This is a genomic window from Actinotalea lenta (assembly GCF_030586465.1).
Classification (GTDB): Bacteria; Actinomycetota; Actinomycetes; order Actinomycetales; family Cellulomonadaceae; genus Actinotalea; species Actinotalea lenta.
This window is the reverse complement of the sequence record NZ_JAUQYP010000001.1, coordinates 2345313-2363730: the sequence shown is the minus strand read 5'-3', so window position 1 is coordinate 2363730 and position 18418 is coordinate 2345313. Positions and strand designations below refer to the sequence as shown.

14 protein-coding genes are annotated in these 18418 nt (G+C 73.2%); 12 read left to right on the top strand and 2 right to left on the bottom strand.

Annotated elements, in window-relative coordinates:
- Positions 1-3: 3 nt before the first annotated feature.
- Both Q6348_RS11290 and Q6348_RS11285 read right to left on the bottom strand, forming a co-directional pair.
- Positions 4-2220 (bottom strand): putative bifunctional diguanylate cyclase/phosphodiesterase, encoded by a 2217-nt coding sequence (locus Q6348_RS11290; RefSeq protein WP_304601389.1) that lies wholly within the window; start codon positions 2218-2220, stop codon positions 4-6.
- A 54-nt stretch (positions 2221-2274) separates the two neighbouring features.
- A complete protein-coding gene (locus Q6348_RS11285; RefSeq protein WP_304601388.1) occupies positions 2275-5556 on the bottom strand; it encodes a proline dehydrogenase family protein in 3282 nt (1093 codons plus the stop codon).
- A gap of 77 nt (positions 5557-5633) precedes the next feature.
- Between Q6348_RS11285 and Q6348_RS11280 the strand changes: the two genes are divergently transcribed.
- The 12 genes from Q6348_RS11280 to metK all read left to right on the top strand — a co-directional run bounded on the left by Q6348_RS11280 (position 5634) and on the right by metK (position 18377).
- Positions 5634-6371 carry a helix-turn-helix domain-containing protein gene (locus Q6348_RS11280; RefSeq protein ID WP_304601387.1) on the top strand — a complete coding sequence of 246 codons (738 nt, stop codon included), beginning with the start codon at positions 5634-5636 and terminating at the stop codon, positions 6369-6371.
- 60 nt (positions 6372-6431) lie between these two features.
- Positions 6432-6989 carry a bifunctional pyr operon transcriptional regulator/uracil phosphoribosyltransferase PyrR gene (gene pyrR / locus Q6348_RS11275; RefSeq protein WP_304601386.1) on the top strand — a complete coding sequence of 186 codons (558 nt, stop codon included), beginning with the start codon at positions 6432-6434 and terminating at the stop codon, positions 6987-6989.
- The gene (locus tag Q6348_RS11270) at positions 6989-7966 is read left to right on the top strand and encodes an aspartate carbamoyltransferase catalytic subunit (RefSeq protein ID WP_304601385.1); all 978 of its coding nucleotides are present in this window, start codon (positions 6989-6991) and stop codon (positions 7964-7966) included. Before pyrR ends, Q6348_RS11270 begins: the two co-directional genes overlap by 1 nt.
- Positions 7963-9279, top strand: coding sequence for a dihydroorotase (locus Q6348_RS11265; protein WP_304601384.1), 1317 nt, complete (start codon positions 7963-7965; stop codon positions 9277-9279). Before Q6348_RS11270 ends, Q6348_RS11265 begins: the two co-directional genes overlap by 4 nt.
- Positions 9276-10463: a glutamine-hydrolyzing carbamoyl-phosphate synthase small subunit gene (carA, locus tag Q6348_RS11260; protein WP_304601383.1), complete on the top strand. Its 1188-nt coding sequence runs from the start codon at positions 9276-9278 to the stop codon at positions 10461-10463. Before Q6348_RS11265 ends, carA begins: the two co-directional genes overlap by 4 nt.
- A complete protein-coding gene (carB, locus tag Q6348_RS11255) occupies positions 10447-13779 on the top strand; it encodes a carbamoyl-phosphate synthase large subunit (RefSeq protein ID WP_304601382.1) in 3333 nt (1110 codons plus the stop codon). The genes carA and carB overlap by 17 nt, the downstream gene beginning before the upstream one ends.
- Complete coding sequence (pyrF, locus tag Q6348_RS11250; RefSeq protein ID WP_304601381.1) at positions 13776-14621, top strand: orotidine-5'-phosphate decarboxylase; 846 nt, start codon at positions 13776-13778, stop codon at positions 14619-14621. The genes carB and pyrF overlap by 4 nt, the downstream gene beginning before the upstream one ends.
- A gap of 118 nt (positions 14622-14739) precedes the next feature.
- Positions 14740-15051 carry an integration host factor, actinobacterial type gene (gene mihF / locus Q6348_RS11245; protein WP_304601380.1) on the top strand — a complete coding sequence of 104 codons (312 nt, stop codon included), beginning with the start codon at positions 14740-14742 and terminating at the stop codon, positions 15049-15051.
- The gene (gmk, locus tag Q6348_RS11240; RefSeq protein ID WP_304601379.1) at positions 15052-15621 is read left to right on the top strand and encodes a guanylate kinase; all 570 of its coding nucleotides are present in this window, start codon (positions 15052-15054) and stop codon (positions 15619-15621) included.
- A gap of 87 nt (positions 15622-15708) precedes the next feature.
- A complete protein-coding gene (gene rpoZ, locus Q6348_RS11235) occupies positions 15709-15975 on the top strand; it encodes a DNA-directed RNA polymerase subunit omega (RefSeq protein ID WP_304601378.1) in 267 nt (88 codons plus the stop codon).
- Between the two features lies 1 nt (position 15976).
- A complete protein-coding gene (gene coaBC / locus Q6348_RS11230) occupies positions 15977-17164 on the top strand; it encodes a bifunctional phosphopantothenoylcysteine decarboxylase/phosphopantothenate--cysteine ligase CoaBC (protein ID WP_304601377.1) in 1188 nt (395 codons plus the stop codon).
- 4 nt (positions 17165-17168) lie between these two features.
- On the top strand, positions 17169-18377 hold the full coding sequence (metK, locus tag Q6348_RS11225) for a methionine adenosyltransferase (protein WP_304601376.1): 1209 nt from the start codon (positions 17169-17171) through the stop codon (positions 18375-18377).
- The last annotated feature ends 41 nt before the right edge of the window (positions 18378-18418 follow it).

Here is an 18418-nt window from a genome sequence, read left to right as displayed (position 1 = left end):
CGATCACGCCGGTGCCACGCTGCGCGCCGGGAGCCGGACGCGCTGGGACGGGGCAGCGCTCGTGCGGTCCGGGCCGTCCGCCCGGGGGCGCCCGACCAGGTTCCCCTGCACCACGCCGATGCCGATGCCGAGCAAGGCCGTGAGCTGCGAGCGTCGCTCCACGCCTTCGGCGACGACCTCGAGCCCGTGCGCCTCGGCCAGGGCCACGATCGCGCGCAGCACCGCGACGCCCTCCGGCGTCGCTACCTCGTCGACGAGGGACTTGTCGATCTTCAGCACGTGCAGCGGCAGGGTCCCGAGTCGTGCGAGGGAGTTGTACCCCGTCCCGAAGTCGTCCAGGGCGATCCGCGCACCGCGCGCGGCGAGCTGGGTCAGGGTGTCGCGCGCGTGCTGCTCGTCGTGCACGAGCGCACTCTCGGTGACCTCGATCGTGAGCATGTCCCAGGCGTCCGGACCCCAACCTGCCTCGATCGTGCGCAGCACGTCGGGCTCGTCGAGCTGGCGCGGCGAGACGTTGACCGCGACCGGCAGCCCGAACCTCTCCATCCCGGCCCGAGCGGCGGCGAACATCTGCCGGCCGATCTCCACGATGAGGCCGGTCTCCTCGGCGAGCGGCAGCCAGCCTGCCGGCGCGCGCAGCGTGTCGCCGTCCTGCCAGCGCGCGAGGGCTTCGACACCCAGGACCTGAAGGGTCGTGGCATCCGCCACAGGCTGGAAGTGCGCCAGGATCCTGCCGCCGGCGATGGCGCGTTCGAGATCCTCCACGAGGGCAGCCCGCGACGCCTCGCGCTCCTGGAGGCGCGCGTCGAAGTAGACGACGCCGGCGTGGGTGCTGCGGGCCTCGGTCATCGCGAGGTCGGCGTGCCGCTGAAGCTCCGCCGGGCCGCCACCGGACGCCGGTGCGAGCCCCACGGTCAGGCGAGGCCGCACCGTGATGCCGGGGGGGACGCTCAGGGAGCTGCGGAGGTGGCTGCCCAGGCTTCGTAGGTCGTCGGCGGTCGGCTCACCCGCCGGCACCGCGGCGAACTCGTCGCCACCGGTTCGCGCCACGAACGCTCCCGCGCCGAGGACCGCGCGCAGGTGCTGAGCGACGTGCTGCAGCACCCGGTCCCCGCCCGCATGGCCGTGGCGCTCGTTGACGCGCTTGAGGCCCTCGACGTCGACCAGCATGAGAGCTGGGCGACGGCCCGCCGACATGGTCGCCGCCAGGTGCTCATCGAGGGCCGTGCGGGTGGGCAAGCCCGTGAGCGCGTCGACGTAGGCGTAGCGGCGCAACCGGTCGGACAGCACCAGGCGTTCCGCGGCGGCCTGGACCACTCTGGCCAGATCGGCCAAGAACGCCCGCGCGTCGTCGTCCAGGGTCCGGTCGCACGCGAGCTCGGCCTCGAACCGCTCGGGCCCGACGAGGCGCAGCGCGGCGGTCACCTCGACGTCGAGCGCTTCCTGGGCCGCGTCGCACGCGAGACCCAGGAGGTCCGCCGTCGTCCGGCTCTCCCACGCGCGCTCGGCGACGGTCGCGAGGGTGGACCGCAGCACCTCCCGGCGGGTGTCGGAGGCCCGCAGGTCAGTGACCCGCCGGGCGGCGACGCCGTGCAGCCCCGCCACGAGGGGGACGGCCCACAGCCCGGCGAGCAGGTCGCCGGCGGGTGGTGCCGCGGGAAGGCAGGACGCCGCCAGCAGCAGCGCCGACGAGCTACCTGCCAGAGCCAGGGCGACCCCCCGTGCGCTCATGCGCAGCTGGCGTGTGGCCAGCCCGACGTAGCCTGCGACGACGACGAGCGGGACGAGGTGCACGGTGTCGACGGACCGGACGGGAAGGTCGGTGGTGAACCACAGGGCCGCGGCCACGACGTACCACGTGGACAGCGCGAGCATCCCGGTACGGACACCGGGACCCGCGGTCAGGGTACGGACGACGGGCAGCGCGAGCGTCACGGAAGCGCCCAGAGCCACCATGCGCGCCGCCGCCAGGCCATCCCCGACGACAGAGTCAACGACGGCGGCGTCACCGACCAGTCCTGTCAGGGCCGTCACCAGGGTCGCGGCGGCGAGCGCCGAGGACCACGCAAGGGTCCATCCGGCCGTCAGACGACCTGGCGCACCCGGTCGCAGTGCCCGGGAAGCCGACAGCCAGACGGCCTGGAGCGCGACGAGCCCGACCACGGCTCCAGCGACGGTGCACTGGATCGCGATCGACCAGGTCGGGACAGAACCGGACACAGGGGTTGTATCGGTCAGGGCTCAGCAACGCTTGAGGGTGCGTCGATCGTCCGTTCAGGTGACGTCGAGGTGGCCGAACCGGTGCCGGGTCCGCGAGACCGCCTGCTCACGCAGGACCGTGCGCAGCTCACGCGCGCCGCTCGCCAGCACCGGCTGATCGAGCACCGTGACGTCACCGGCCCGTGGCGCGGCGGCCTCGCGCAGCCCCGGCGCGCTGCCGATGACACGGATCCGGCCGCTCACCTCGCCGGAGCGCACGCGTGCCGCGAACGCCTCGTCGCTCTCGGCCTCGGCGCTGCTCTGCGTCACGGGGACACCGAACCGCGCGGCCGCCGCACGTACGCGTTCGACATGCACCGGGACGGCGTCCGCGCCACGCCGGATCCACAGGTGGCCCACCGCGCGGTAGCGCAGGGTGTTCTCCTCCGCCGGCAGGCCGGTGCGGTCCGCCGGCGCGAACGTGGTCGCCGCGACCCGCGCGTCGTCGGCCAGAGCGGTCTCGAGCCACGCCTGCGGGTCGGCCGGGAGGTCGGGCGCGTCGGCCCACGTGCCGAGCTGTGCGACGTAGCCGGGGCCGCCGGCCTTGGCGCCCGGGCCCACCACCGACGCCTTCCAGCCACCGAAGGACTGGCGCTGCACGACGGCGCCGGTGATGTGCCGGTTCACGTAGGCGTTGCCGACCTCGACGTGCTCGAGCCAGTGCTCGATCTCGTCGGGGTCGAGCGAGTGCAGACCCCCGGTGAGCCCGAACGCGGTGGCATTCTGCACCGCGATCGCCTCGTCCAGCGTGCCGACCCGCATCACGCCGAGGACGGGCCCGAAGCACTCGGTGACGTGGAAGAACGACCCGGGCGAGACCCCGTGCTTGACCCCGGGCGTCCACCGGCGCCCGTCCTGGTCCAGCCGGCGCGGCTCGACCAGCCACTGCTCGCCGGGGTCGAGCGTGGTCAGGGCCCGCAACAGCTTGCCCTGCGCTGGCTCGACCAGAGGACCCATGGTGGTCCCGAGCGCGGTCGCGGCGCCCACGGCGAGCGACGAGACCGCGTCGGCCAGCTGCCGCCGGAGCCGGGGCGAGCGGCCCGCCGAGCCCACCAGGATGAGCAGCGACGCCGCGGAGCACTTCTGCCCGGCGTGCCCGAACGCGGACCGCACGGCGTCGGCGACCGCGAGGTCGAGGTCCGCCGACGGGGTCACGACGAGGGCGTTCTTGCCCGAGGTCTCGGCCAGCACGTCGCGGTCCGGGCGCCAGCCCGCGAACAGCCGCGCCGTCTCGATCGAGCCGGTCAGCACCACCCGAGCGATGTCCGCATGGGTCACGAGGTGCCGCCCGACCTCGTCCTCGGCCACCTGCAGGAGCTGGAGCACGTCGGGGTCCACGCCCGAGACGGCGAGGGCTGACCGGACGGCGTCCACGGCGACCGACGCGCAGCGCGGGGTCTGTGGTGCGGGCTTGAGGATGGCCGGCGACCCGGCGGCGAGGGCGGCGAGCGCGCCGCCGATCGGGATCGCGACGGGGAAGTTCCAGGGCGGTGTCACGAGGGTGACCCCGTCCGGCCGGAAGCGGGCCAGGGGGTCTGTGCCGTCGGCCAGCTCGGCTGCGCGATCAGCGTAGTAGGCCGCGAAGTCGGCGGCCTCGCTCACCTCGGGGTCGGCCTCGCCGACGGTCTTGCCCGCTTCGTGCGCCATGGCCCGGACCAGGTCTCCGCGTGCGGCGTCGAGGGCTGCGGAGGCCTGCCGCAAGATCTCGGCGCGGCGCGCGGGCGGCGTGGCTCCCCACGACTGTGCGACGGAGGCCGCGCGCGCAACCGCGGCGTCGACCTCAGCGATGGACGTGGCGGGCGCCGCGAGTGGCTCGGACGGCGCCGTCGCGAGCAGCGCTGCCGCCCACCGGCGGTTGTCCGCGACGGCGGGGTCCGTGTCCGGCAGGTTCCGGAATCCGGGCCCCTGGGACGGCCGGGGTGCGCGCGACGTGCGGCGGGGCTCGGTGGGTACCGTGGCGGCGTCGTGCACCGAGGCGATGAACCGCTCACGTTGCGCGGCGACCGCCTCGGACTGCCGTGCGGGGGAGACCAGGGCGTGCAGGAAGTTCTGCTCGGCGGAGTTCTCCTCCAGGCGGCGCACCAGGTACGCGATCGCCACGTCGAAGTCGCGGCGCGCCACCACCGGCGTGTAGAGCAGCACGGACCCGTGGGTGTCGCGCACGGCGCGGGCCTGGGCGGGCGCCATGCCCTGCAGCATCTCCATGTCGACGGCCTCCGCGACCCCTCGCTCGGTCGCGACCACGTGGGCCAGAGCGAGGTGGAAGAGGTGGTGACTGGCCACCCCGACCCGCAGCGCCCTGGTGAGGTCCGGGTCGAGCGTGCGGTCCAGCAGTCGCACGTAGTGGGCGTCGACCTCGGCCTTCGACGGGTACGGCGCCTGGGGCCAGCCGCGCAGCTGTGCCTCGACCTGCTCCATGGCCAGGTTCGCGCCCTTGACCAGCCGCACCTTGAGCCGCGCACCACCGGCGTCGACCCGGCGCGCGGCGATCCGCGCCACCTCGTCCAGGGCTCCCGAGGCGTCCGGCAGGTAGGCCTGGAGCGCGATACCCATCGGCTGGCCGAGCAGGTCGTCCTCCTGCGCCAGTCGCTCGAACACCGCGACGGTCAGGTCCAGGTCGTGGTACTCCTCCATGTCGAGGTTCACGAAGGTGCCGTGCGCAGCGGCCGCGCGGTACAGCGGGAGCAGCCGGTCGACCACGCGCGCCGTGCTGCCGTCGAGGTCCCAGGGCACGAGCTGGCTGGCGACGGCGGAGACCTTGACCGACACGTAGTCGACGTCCGCCCGCTCCGCGAGCCGGGTGATCTCCGCCAGGCGCCTGGCCGCCTCCCGCTCGCCGAGCACCGCCTCGCCCAGGAGGTTGAGGTTGAGGCGGAAGCCTTGCGCCCTCGCACGGGCGATGTGCCGGGTCAGGTCCGCCGTGTCGGCCACCAGGTGGCCGACGAGGCCGCGCAGCCGGGCCCGGGCCGAAGGCACCACGAGGCCCGGCGCGCGCGGCGCGAGCCGTCCTCCGAGCCTCAGCAGGGCACGGTCCAGCGCGCCGACGAAGCGTGCGGCGTCGGCGTCACCGGCGAGCGCTGCCAGCTCGTGCGCAGCGACGTGCAGGTCCTCGGGACGCGCCACGCGGTCCACGAAGCGCACGGCGAGATCCAGGCCCGCCCGGTCGGACACCAGGGCCGCGAGGCGCTGTGCGCTACGACGTTCCGCTGCGTCGGAGGCGTCGGCCGTCGCGGCCAGCCAGGAGTCGGCCGTCCGGATGGCGGCGGGGACGTGCGGCTGGAGACCATCGGTACCCATCGCTCCATGCTGCGCTCCGCCCGGCGTCGTGTCTTGCACGGATCCGTCGCCCCACGCGACGGGGGTACGGTCCGGCCATGGCGACGACGTTGCTCGACGCGCTGGCACCCGCGACGCTCGCGCTCCTCGACCAGCTCAGCGGGACCACGTTCTGCGCGAAGGACCTGGGCGGCCGCTACGTGGCCGCGAACCCCGCCTTCGTGGCGCGGGCGGGGCGGTCGTCCGTCCGCGAGGTGGTGGGTCGACGGGCCGAGGACCTGTTCGTCGCGCACCTTGCCCAGCACTACGAGGCGCAGGACGCCGAGGTCCTCACGACAGGGCGTCCGCTGCACCGTTCGCTCGAGCTCATCGTGCGGCCCGGCGGGCAGGCCGGCTGGTACCTGACCTCCAAGGAGGTGGTCAGCAGCCAGGGGGTCGTGCTGGGGCTGGTGAGCGTCTCGGAGGACCTGCGGCGTCGGGATGCCGACGACGCCGTGATCGCCTCGCTCGAGCGCGTGGCAGCCCTCGTCGAGGAGCGCGGCGCCGGCCCGGTCCGGGTGCAGGACATGGCTCGGGCGGCGCAGTGCTCGGCCTCGACCCTGGAGCGGCGGATGCGCGCGGTCTACGGGCTCTCACCGCAGCAGTACGTCCTGCGGTGCCGGGTCGACCGTGCCGCGGAGCTCCTGGCGGGCACGCGGCACAGCATCGCGGAGGTGGCGCACGCGTCCGGCTTCTACGACCAGTCGGTATTGACGCGGACCTTCGGGCGTCTGACGGGCGAGACGCCGGCGCAGTTCCGACGTCGTTCGGCGGGCGGAGCCGCCGCGCTGGGCTAGGGTGACGGCGACAGACATCCTTTAAGGCCCGTCCCGTGAGGCGGGGAAGGAGGTCGGCAGGTGACTGCTGCCACGACGCCCGGATCGCGCGAAGTCCTCGGACCGCCGGAGATCGCCAGGGCCCTCATCCGCATCGCACACGAGATCCTCGAGCGTGCCCGGGGCGCGGACGACCTGGTCCTGCTGGGTATCCCGACCCGCGGCCTGCCGCTCGCCCGGCGCCTTGCCGCCACGATCGGCCAGGTCGAGGGCGTGGACCCCGAGCCGCTCGTCGGGGCCCTGGACGTCACGATGTACCGAGACGACCTGCGCAGGCACCCCACCCGGACCATCGGCGCGACGTCCCTGCCCGACCGGGGGATCGACGACAAGCTGGTCGTCCTGGTCGACGACGTGCTGTTCTCGGGACGCACCATCCGGGCGGCGATGGACGCCCTGGCGGACCTCGGGCGGCCGAGAGCCGTCCAGCTCGCCGTCCTGGTCGACCGCGGCCACCGCGAGCTGCCCATCCGCGCCGACTACGTCGGCAAGAACCTGCCCACGTCCCGCGAGGAGACGGTCGCCGTGCGGCTGGCCGAGACCGACGGCGTGGACAGCGTCAGGATCGAGGCCCGCTGATGCGACACCTGCTCTCCGCCGCGGACCTCGACCACACCACGGCCGTGCACATCCTGGACACGGCCGCCGAGATGGCCAAGACCCAGTCCCGGGAGATCAAGAAGCTCCCGACGTTGCGCGGTCGCACCGTGGTCAACCTCTTCTTCGAGGACTCCACGCGCACCCGGATCTCGTTCGAGGCCGCTGCGAAGCGGTTGTCCGCGGACGTCATCAACTTCTCCGCGAAGGGCTCGAGCGTCTCCAAGGGCGAGTCCCTCAAGGACACCGCGCTCACCCTGCAGGCGATGGGCGCGGACGCGGTGGTCGTGCGGCACCAGGCGTCGGGCGCGCCCCACCGGCTGGCCAACGCCGGCTGGCTCGAGGCGGCAGTGCTCAACGCTGGCGACGGTACCCACCAGCACCCCACCCAGGCGCTGCTGGACTCCTTCACGGTGCGCCGCCACCTGCGCGGCACCGACGTCGAGCCGGACGGGGTCGGCAGCGATCTGGCGGGGCTGCACGTGGCGATCGTGGGGGACGTCCTGCACTCCAGGGTCGCCCGCTCCAACGTGGACCTGCTGACGACGCTGGGCGCACGGGTCACCCTGGTCGCGCCGCCCACCCTCGTCCCGGTGGGCGCCGAGACCTGGCCGTGCGAGGTGTCCTACCACCTGGACGAGGTCGTCGACGCCGGACCGGACGCGGTGATGATGCTGCGTGTCCAGCGCGAGCGCATGGGCGGAGGTGGGGGGGCCACGAGCTTCTTCCCCAGCCCGCTGGAGTACACCCGGCAGTACGGGTTGGACGCCCGACGGCTGGCCCGGTTGCCGGAGCACGCCATCGTCATGCACCCCGGTCCGATGAACCGGGGCCTGGAGATCTCGGCCGACGCGGCGGACTCGCCACGGGCGGTCATCGTCGAGCAGGTCGCCAACGGGGTGGCGGTGCGGATGGCCGTGCTGTACCTGCTGCTGGCCGGGGAGAGGGAGAAGGCATGAGGCACCTGCTGCGCGGCGTCGCGCCGCTCGGGGGCGAGCGCACCGACGTGCTGCTGGCCGACGGGGTGATCGTCGCCATCGGGGCCGACGCGTCCCGGGAGGCCGGGTCGGCGACGGTCCTGGACGGCGACGGGCTCGTCGCGCTGCCCGGGCTGGTGGACCTGCACACGCACCTGCGAGAGCCGGGCCGCGAGGACGCCGAGACCGTGGCGAGCGGCTCGCGCGCCGCGGCACTGGGTGGCTACACCGCGGTGCACGCGATGGCGAACACCTCACCCGTCGCCGACACGGCGGGTGTGGTCGAGCAGGTCTGGCGACTCGGCCAGGACGCCGGACGGGTGGACGTCTTCCCGGTCGGTGCGGTGAGCGTCGGCCTGCGCGGGGAACAGCTCGCGGAGCTGGGCGCCATGGCGCAGTCCGCGGCCCGGGTGCGGGTGTTCTCCGACGACGGCATGTGCGTGCACGACCCGGTCCTCATGCGTCGTGCCCTGGAGTACGTCAAGGCGTTCGACGGTGTGGTCGCCCAGCATGCCCAGGAGCCTCGCCTGACGCAGGGCGCCCAGATGCACGAGGGGATCGTCTCCGCCGAGCTGGGCCTGGCCGGGTGGCCGGCCGTCGCGGAGGAGTCGATCGTCGCGCGGGACGTGCTGCTCGCCCAGCACGTCGGCTCCCGCGTGCACGTGCTGCACGTGTCCACGGCGGGCTCGGTCGAGATCGTGCGGTGGGCCAAGGCCCGCGGCATCGCGGTGACCGCCGAGGCGACGCCGCACCACCTGTCGCTCACCGACGAGCGGGCGCGGGGCTACGACCCGCTGTTCAAGGTCAACCCGCCGTTACGCACCGCCGAGGACGTCGAGGCCGTCCGGGCCGGCCTCGCGGACGGCACCATCGACGTGGTGGGCACGGACCACGCCCCGCACACGCGCGAGGACAAGGACTGCGAGTGGGCCGCGGCCGCGTTCGGGATGACCGGACTGGAGACCGCCCTGGGCATCGTCTCGACGACGATGGTCGCCACCGGGCGGTTGACCTGGGCCGACGTCGCGCGCGTCATGTCCACGACACCCGCTCGGATCGGCAGGGTGGCCTCCGGACCCCATGCCCACGGTCGGCCGCTGGCCGTCGGGGAGCCCGCCAACGTCACGCTCGTGGACCCGACGGCGCGCTGGACGGTCGACCCGTCCCGGCACGCCAGCACGAGCCGCAACAGCCCGTACGGGGGCACGGAGCTCACCGGACGGGTCATCGCCACCTTCCTGCGCGGCCGTCCGACGGTGCTCGACGGTGCCCTGACCGAGGAGGAGCACGCATGAGCGAGGCCGTCCTGGTGCTCGAGGACGGGCGCACGTACCGGGGGGAGCGGTTCGGCGCGACCGGTGCGACGGTCGGGGAGATCGTGTTCAACACCGGTATGACCGGCTACCAGGAGACGCTGACCGACCCCTCGTACCACCGCCAGATCGTCGTGATGACCGCACCGCACATCGGCAACACCGGACTGAACGACGAGGACCCCGAGTCGACCCGCATCTGGGTCGCGGGGTACGTCGTGCGCGACCCCGCCGTCCGACCCTCGAGCTGGCGGTCGCGCAGGTCGCTCGACGAGGGGCTCGTGGCCGAGGGCATCGTCGGCATCGCCGGCGTGGACACCCGCGCGATCACCCGGCACCTGCGCGAGCAGGGTGTGATGCGGGCCGGGATCTTCTCGGGCGAGGCGCTGGTCGACGCCTCCGGGCGCGCGCGGCCGCTCGAGGACCTTCGCGACCAGGTGAGGCAGGCGCCGCCGATGGCGGGTGCCGATCTCGCCGGCCAGGTGAGCGTGGGGGAGCGGTACACCGTCGAACCGGGCCCCGGCACGGTGCCGGCGGGCGCCGCAGCCCTGACGGTGGTGGCGGTGGACCTGGGGATCAAGTCGATGACGCCTCAGCGGTTGGCCGAGCGCGGCGTACGCACCCACGTGGTCCCGGCGTCGGTCGAGGTGCAGGACATCCTCGACCTTCGGCCCGACGGGGTGTTCTTCTCGAACGGGCCGGGCGACCCCGCTGCGGCGACGCACGAGGTCGATCTCCTGCGCGGCGTGCTGGACCGGCGGATCCCGTTCTTCGGGATCTGCTACGGCAACCAGATCCTGGGCCGGGCACTCGGGTTGGGCACGTACAAGCTCACCTACGGCCACCGCGGGGTCAACCAGCCCGTGATGGACCGCAGGACGGGCAAGGTCGAGATCACCGCCCACAACCACGGCTTCGCGGTCGACGCACCGCTGACGGGCGACACCGTGGCGCCGCACGACGACGGCCGCTACGGGCGGGTGCGGGTGTCGCACGTGGACCTCAACGACGACGTGGTCGAGGGCCTGGAGTGCCTGGACCTGCCGGCCTTCTCGGTGCAGTACCACCCCGAAGCGGCGGCCGGACCCCACGACGCGGCGTACCTGTTCGACAGGTTCGTCGACCTCATGACCAGGACGGAGGCCGGCGATGCCGCGGCGCACTGACATCTCCAGCGTTCTCGTGATCGGGTCCGGGCCGATCGTGATCGGCCAGGCCGCCGAGTTCGACTACTCCGGCACCCAGGCGTGCCGGGTGCTGCGCGCCGAGGGGATGCGGGTCATCCTGGTGAACTCGAACCCGGCGACCATCATGACCGACCCCGAGTTCGCCGACGCGACGTACGTCGAGCCGATCACGGCCGAGGTCGTCGAGCAGATCATCGCCACCGAGCGACCGGATGCGATCCTGCCGACGCTGGGCGGTCAGACCGCGCTGAACACCGCGATCGAGCTCGACGAGGCCGGGGTCCTGGAGCGCTACGGCGTCGAGATGATCGGGGTCAACACCCACTCGATCCACCTGGCCGAGGACCGCCAGGCGTTCAAGGACGTCGTCGAACGGTGCGGCGCCGAGAGCGCCCGCAGCATCATCACGCACACGATGGACGAGGTCCTCGCGGCCGCGCACGAGCTCGGGTACCCGCTCGTGGTCCGGCCGTCGTTCACCATGGGTGGTCTGGGCTCGGGCATCGCGTTCGACGAGACGGACCTGCGCCGGATCGCCGGCGCGGGCCTGCACTACTCGCCGACCACCGAGGTGCTCCTGGAGGAGTCGATCCTCGGCTGGAAGGAGTACGAGCTCGAGCTGATGCGCGACAACGCGGACAACGTCGTCGTGGTCTGCTCCATCGAGAACGTGGATCCGGTCGGCGTGCACACCGGGGACTCCGTGACCGTGGCCCCGGCCCTCACGCTGACCGACCGCGAGTACCAGCGGATGCGGGACATCGGGATCGCGGTGATCCGCGAGGTCGGCGTCGACACCGGGGGCTGCAACATCCAGTTCGCGGTACAGCCGGACACCGGGCGCATCGTGGTCATCGAGATGAACCCACGGGTGTCCCGGTCCTCGGCCCTGGCGTCCAAGGCCACCGGGTTCCCGATCGCGAAGATCGCAGCCCGTCTCGCCATCGGCTACACGCTCGACGAGATCCCCAACGACATCACCGGCTCCACGCCGGCGTCGTTCGAGCCCGCGCTCGACTACATCGTGGTCAAGGTGCCGCGGTTCGCGTTCGAGAAGTTCCCAGGTGCGGACCCGACCCTGACCACGACGATGAAGTCCGTCGGCGAGGCGATGGCCCTGGGGCGCAGCTTCACCGAGGCGCTGGGCAAGGCCATGCGCTCGATCGACAAGGGCGGCACCGGCTTCCACTGGGACGGTCCCGTCCCGTCCGGCGCGCCCCTGGCAGCCCTCCTCGAGGCGATCCGGACGCCCACCGAGCAGCGACTCGTGCAGGTCCAGCAGGTGCTGCGATCGGTCGGGCACGCCGGCGGCGCGAGCGTGCAGGACGTGTTCGACGCGACCGGCATCGACCCGTGGTTCCTCGACCAGGTCCTCCTGGTCAACCAGGTCGCGGACGAGGTCGCGCAAGCGCCCGGGATGGACCGGGACCTGCTGCGCCGCGCCAAGCGGCACGGGTTGTCCGACGCCCAGGTCGCGCGCCTGCGCGGGATGGGTGAAGAGACGGTCCGGCAGCTGAGGCACGCGCTCGGGCTGCGCCCGGTCTACAAGACCGTCGACACGTGCGCGGCCGAGTTCGCCGCCCGGACGCCCTACCACTACTCGTCCTACGAGGACGAGACCGAGGTGGCCCCGCGCGAGCGGCCCGCGGTCCTGATCCTGGGGTCGGGCCCCAACCGCATCGGCCAGGGCATCGAGTTCGACTACTCGTGCGTGCACGCCGCCCTCGCGCTGCGCGACCGGTACGAGACCGTCATGGTGAACTGCAACCCCGAGACGGTCTCCACGGACTACGACACCTCGGACCGGCTGTACTTCGAGCCGTTGACGTTCGAGGACGTCCTCGAGGTGTACGCCGCCGAGCTCGCGGCCGGCCCCGTGGCCGGTGTGATCGTGCAGCTCGGTGGTCAGACGCCCCTCTCCCTGGCGGACCGGCTCGAGGCCGCGGGAGTGCCGATCCTCGGGACTCCGCCCCGCGCGATCGACGCGGCGGAGGATCGCGGCGTGTTCGGCCGGGTCCTGGCCGACGCGGGGCTACCGGCCCCGGCGTTCGGCACCGCGCGGTCGCTGCCCGAGGCCACGGCGATCGCCGGACGGATCGGCTACCCGGTGCTGGTGCGCCCGTCCTACGTGCTCGGCGGGCGGGGCATGGAGATCGTGTACTCCGACGAGCAGCTCGCACAGTACGTCCGGCGCGCCCTGGACGACGCTGCGGCGGTCGGCCGGGCCGGTGAGATCCCACCGTTGCTCATCGACCGGTTCCTGGACGACGCGATCGAGCTGGACGTCGACGCGCTGTTCGACGGGGAACAGCTGTACCTCGGCGGCGTGATGGAGCACATCGAGGAGGCCGGTATCCACTCCGGTGACTCGGCGTGCGCGTTGCCGCCCGTCACGGTGTCCGCTGCAGAGCTGGACCGGATCCGCGCCTCGACCGAGGCGATCGCGCGCGGCGTCGGCGTGCACGGGCTGATCAACGTGCAGTACGCGCTCGTCTCCGACGTGCTCTACGTGCTGGAGGCCAACCCGCGCGCCAGCCGCACCGTGCCGTTCGTCGCCAAGGCGACCGGGGTGCCGCTGGCGCGGGCCGCGGCGCTCCTCATGGCGGGCGCCTCGATCGCGGAGCTGCGGGCCTCCGGGGTGCTGCCCGCGCACGGCGACGGCGGCCGGATCGGGCTCGACGCCCCCATCGCGGTGAAGGAGGCGGTCCTGCCCTTCCGGCGGTTCCGCACGGCCGACGGGCAGATGGTCGACGCCGTCCTCGGCCCGGAGATGCGCTCCACCGGTGAGGTCATGGGTCTGGACGTGGACTTCCCGACCGCCTTCGCGAAGTCCCAGGCCGCTGCGTTCGGTGGACTGCCGGACGGCGGGCGGGTGTTCATCTCCGTCGCGGACCGCGACAAGCGGGCCATCACGTTCCCGGTGAAGCGGCTCGCCGAGCTCGGCTTCGAGATCCTGGCCACGGAGGGCACCGCTGCAGTGCTGCGCCGCAACGGCATCACCTCCACCGTGGTGCGCAAGCACTCCGCGGGTCGGGGGCCCGGCGGCGAGCCGACGATCGTGGATCTCGTCGTGGCCGGCGAGGTGGACATGGTCGTGAACACCCCGTCGGGCCAGGGAGCACGGGCGGACGGCTACGAGATCCGCACGGCCGCCGTCTCGGCCGACAAGGCGATCGTGACCACCGTCCAGCAGCTCGCCGCGGCGGTGCAGGCGATCGAGTCCCGTCGCGCCGGACCGTTCTCCGTGCGCAGCCTGCAGGACCACCACCTCGAGCTCCGCGACGCGCTGCGATGACGTTCGGCACACGGCTGGCGGCCGCGATGGATGAGCACGGTCCGCTGTGCGTGGGGATCGACCCGCACCCCGGCCTGCTGACCGCATGGGGACTGTCGGACGACGCCGCCGGGCTGCGGACCTTCGCCCTGCGCGTGGTCGACGCACTCGCGGGACGGGTGGCGGCTCTCAAACCGCAGTCGGCGTTCTTCGAACGGCACGGCGCGGCGGGCGTGGCCGTCCTGGAGGAGGTGCTGCGGGCCTCGGTCGGCTCCGGGACCCAGGTGATCCTGGACGCCAAGCGCGGGGACATCGGCTCCACGATGGCGGGGTATGCGGACGCGTACCTGCGCGACGGCTCCCCGCTCGCGGCGGACGCTCTCACCGTGAGCCCCTACCTGGGGCCGGGCTCGCTCGGGCCGGCGGTGCAGGCCGCCATCCGGGGCGGCCGCGGGCTCTTCGTGCTGTGCCTGACCTCCAACCCGGAGGGCGCCGCGGTGCAGCACGCCGGTGGGCGCGACGGCGTTGCTGCGGGCGTCGTGCGCTGGGCGACCGAGCAGAACGCGACCGCGGTAGCGGCGGGGGAGCCGCTCGGGCCCGTGGGGCTCGTGGTCGGGGCGACCGTGGGCGACGCGGTGTCGGAGCTCGGCCTGGACTTCGCTGCCGTGCGCGGGCCGCTGCTCGCTCCCGGTGTGGGGGCCCAGGGTGCCGGTGCGGCCGAGCTCCGCCAGGTGTTCGGCGCGGCCCGGAACGCCGTGCTGGCCTCGACGTCCCGGGCGGTTCTCACGGCGGGTCCCGACCCGCAGGCGCTCGCGTCGGCCGCGTCGCGGGCGACCGCCGAGGCCGCGGCCGCGCTGCGCTGAGGGGTCCAGTCGTCCAGGTCAGCGCCCGATTCACGGGCGCCCGCGTTGCCGAGGTCGGGGCCTGGTCGCTAGGTTCGTCCCGACCACACGCTCGTACGCGCGAAGAAGGTGACCCGGCGTGGCCCTACCCCCGCTGACCCCGGAACAACGTGCTGCTGCCTTGGAGAAGGCTGCCGCAGCACGTCAGGCCCGGGCAGAGGTGAAGAACCGCCTGAAGTACTCCCAGGGGTCCTTGGCGGAGGTGATCGAGCAGGGCCGCACGGACGAGGTGATCGGGAAGCTGAAGGTCTCCGCGCTGCTGGAGTCCCTGCCGGGTGTCGGCAAGATCAAGGCTCGCGCGATCATGGCCGAGATCGGCATCTCGGAGAGCCGCCGGCTGCGCGGGCTCGGGCCGCACCAGGCCGAGGCCCTCATCCAGCGCTTCGGCTGAGTGGACGTTCCCCCGGCGCGCCTGACCGTCCTCGCCGGCCCGACCGCGGTCGGCAAGGGCACGGTCTCCGCCGACGTCCGGGCGCGGTACCCGGAGGTCTGGCTGTCGGTCTCCGCGACCACCCGACCGGCTCGGCCGGGCGAGGTGGACGGGGTGCACTACTTCTTCGTCAGCCCCGAGCGATTCGATCAGATGGTCGCGGCCGGCGAGTTCCTCGAATGGGCAGTGGTGCACGGCCGGCACAGGTACGGGACGCCCCGCGGCCCGGTCCTGGAGCGCCTCACGGCCGGTGTCCCGACGCTGCTCGAGATCGACCTTGCCGGGGCTCGACAGGTGCGCGCCGCCATGCCGGAGGCCAGGTTCGTCTTCCTGGCCCCCCCGAGCTGGCAGGAGCTCGAGCGGCGACTGGTGGGCCGCGGCACCGAGGGCGCTGCGGAACGTGAGCGGCGGCTCGCGACGGCCAGGGTCGAGCTCGCGGCCGAGTCCGAGTTTGACCACACGATCGTCAACGACACCGTCCGCCGGGCCACGGACGAGCTCATCGAGGTGATGGGCCTGACGCCGCGCTAGACTCAGACGTTCGCGGTCGGGGCACCCGCGCCTGCGCGGCGCCCACCGCCACCGGACCTGTCCACGATCTTGGGAGCACCCACCGCCATGGCCGGAACCATCGCCCAGCCCGAGGGCATCACCGACCCGCCGATCGACGAGCTGCTCGCCGCCGCCGACTCGAAGTACGCCCTGGTGATCTACGCCGCCAAGCGTGCGCGCCAGATCAACGCCTACTACTCGCAGCTCAACGAGGGCCTGCTGGAGTACGTCGGCCCGCTCGTCGAGGCCAAGCACCAGGAGAAGTCGCTGTCCATCGCCATGCGCGAGATCAACGCCGGACTCCTCACGGTCACGCCGACCACCGAGGGCTGACTTGCGCATCCTGCTCGGCGTCGGTGCCGGCATCGCCGCCTACAAGGTCGCGCTGGTGCTGCGCCGGTTCACCGAGGCCGGGCACGACGTGCACGTGGTGCCCACGCCCGCGTCGCTCGAGTTCGTCGGTCGCGCCACCTGGGAGGCCCTGTCCGGCGAGCGCGTCACGACCGACGTCTTCGACGACGTCCCTGCCGTCGAGCACGTCGCCCTGGGACGAGAAGCCGATCTGGTCGTCGTCGCCCCTGCCACGGCGGACCTGCTGGCGCGCTCCGCGGTCGGGCGTTGCGACGACCTGCTCACGGCCGCGCTCCTGACGGTCCGGTGCCCGGTGCTGATGGCACCGGCGATGCACAGCGAGATGTGGCTGCACCCCGCCACCCAGGCGAACGTCGCCACGCTGCGCGCCCGGGGCGTGCACGTCATGGACCCCGACGTCGGCCGGCTCACCGGGCCGGACTCCGGACCCGGACGTCTGCCGGAGCCGGAGGAGATCGTCGCCCGGGCGCTCGCGCTCGTCGCCCCGCAGGACCTGGCCGGCCGGCGCGTCGTGGTTACAGCCGGTGGCACCCGCGAGAGCATCGACCCGGTCCGGTTCCTCGGCAACCGGTCCACCGGCCAGCAAGGATGGGCGCTCGCGCGGGCCGCCGCACGGCGCGGCGCGGACGTCACCCTCGTCGCGGCCAACGTGTCGCTCCCGTCGCCGGTCGGGGTGCACGTCGTGCCGGTGGAGTCCTCGGTCGAGCTGTCGGCCGCGGTGCACGAGGCCGCCGAGTCCGCGGATGCCGTGGTGATGGCGGCGGCTGTCGCCGACTTCCGGCCGGCGGCTCCGATGGCGACCAAGCTCAAGAAGTCCGGGGACACCGTGCCGAGGTTGGACCTCGTTCAGACCGAGGACATCCTCGCCTCCCTGGTGGCCGCTCGGCGGCCCGGGCAGGTGGTGGTGGGGTTCGCCGCGGAGACTGGCGACGCCGCCGGCGACGTGCTGACCCACGGCGCGCAGAAGGCACGGCGCAAGGGAGCCGACCTGCTGGTCGTCAACCCGGTGGGGGACGCCGTCGGGTTCGGCGACGTGCTGACCAGTGCCACGATCCTGGGGTCCGACGGCGCGGTGGTGGCGGCCGCCGACGGCACCAAGGACGCCGTCGCGGACGCGGTCTGGGACAGCGTGGTGGCCCGGCTAGGCTGAGCCGATGAGCTCCGATCTGCGCCTGTTCACCTCCGAGTCGGTCACGGAGGGCCACCCCGACAAGGTCTGCGACCAGATCTCCGACGGCATCCTCGACGCGATGATCGCGCAGGACCCTGGTGCGCGGGTCGCCGTGGAGACGATGGTCACCACGGGTCTCGTGCACGTGGCCGGCGAGGTGACCACCGAGGCGTACGTCGAGATCCCGCAGGTCGTGCGCGAGACCCTGAGCAGGATCGGTTACACCTCCTCGGAGATCGGCTTCGACGCGCACTCGTGCGGGGTGTCGGTCTCGATCGGCCAGCAGTCCGCCGACATCGCCGCCGGCGTCGACAAGGCCTGGGAGATCCGCAACGACGGCACGGGCGTCGACGATCCGATCGAGGCCCAAGGGGCCGGCGACCAGGGTCTGATGTTCGGCTACGCGTGCGACGACACCCCGTCCCTGATGCCGCTGCCCATCTGGGTTGCCCACCGGCTCGCGGAACGGCTGGCCACCGTGCGCAAGGAGGGGACCCTGGACTACCTGCGCCCGGACGGCAAGACGCAGGTCACGATCGGGTACGACGGCGAACGCGCGGTGCGGCTGGACACGGTCGTGGTCTCGACGCAGCACGACCCGGGCGTCCCGCTGGACTCGCGGCTGGCCCCGGAGATCGCCGAGCACGTCGTGGCGCCCGTCCTGGACGACCTCGAGCTCGACACCGTCGGCCACCGACTCCTGGTCAACCCGACCGGGCACTTCGTGATCGGTGGTCCACAGGGCGACGCCGGCCTGACCGGTCGCAAGATCATCGTGGACACCTACGGTGGCATGGCCCGGCACGGCGGCGGGGCGTTCTCCGGGAAGGACCCGTCCAAGGTGGATCGATCGGCCTCCTACGCGATGCGCTGGGTCGCCAAGAACGTCGTCGCCGCGCAGCTGGCGCGGCGGTGCGAGGTGCAGGTCGCGTACGCGATCGGCTCGTCGCACCCAGTGGGGCTCTACGTGGAGACGTTCGGCACCGAGACGGTGCCCGTGGACCGCCTGACGGCGGCGATCCGGGAGGTCTTCGACCTGCGCCCCGGGGCGATCGTGCGCGACCTGGACCTGTTGCGGCCGATCTACTCCCGCACGGCGGCCTACGGGCACTTCGGCCGGGAGCTGGCCGACTTCACGTGGGAGCGCACCGACCGGGTGCTCGACCTGCACGAGGCGCTCGGCAGGGCCTGACCTGCACGGCCGCCGAGTGGCGGCGGCGCATGGTGGGATGG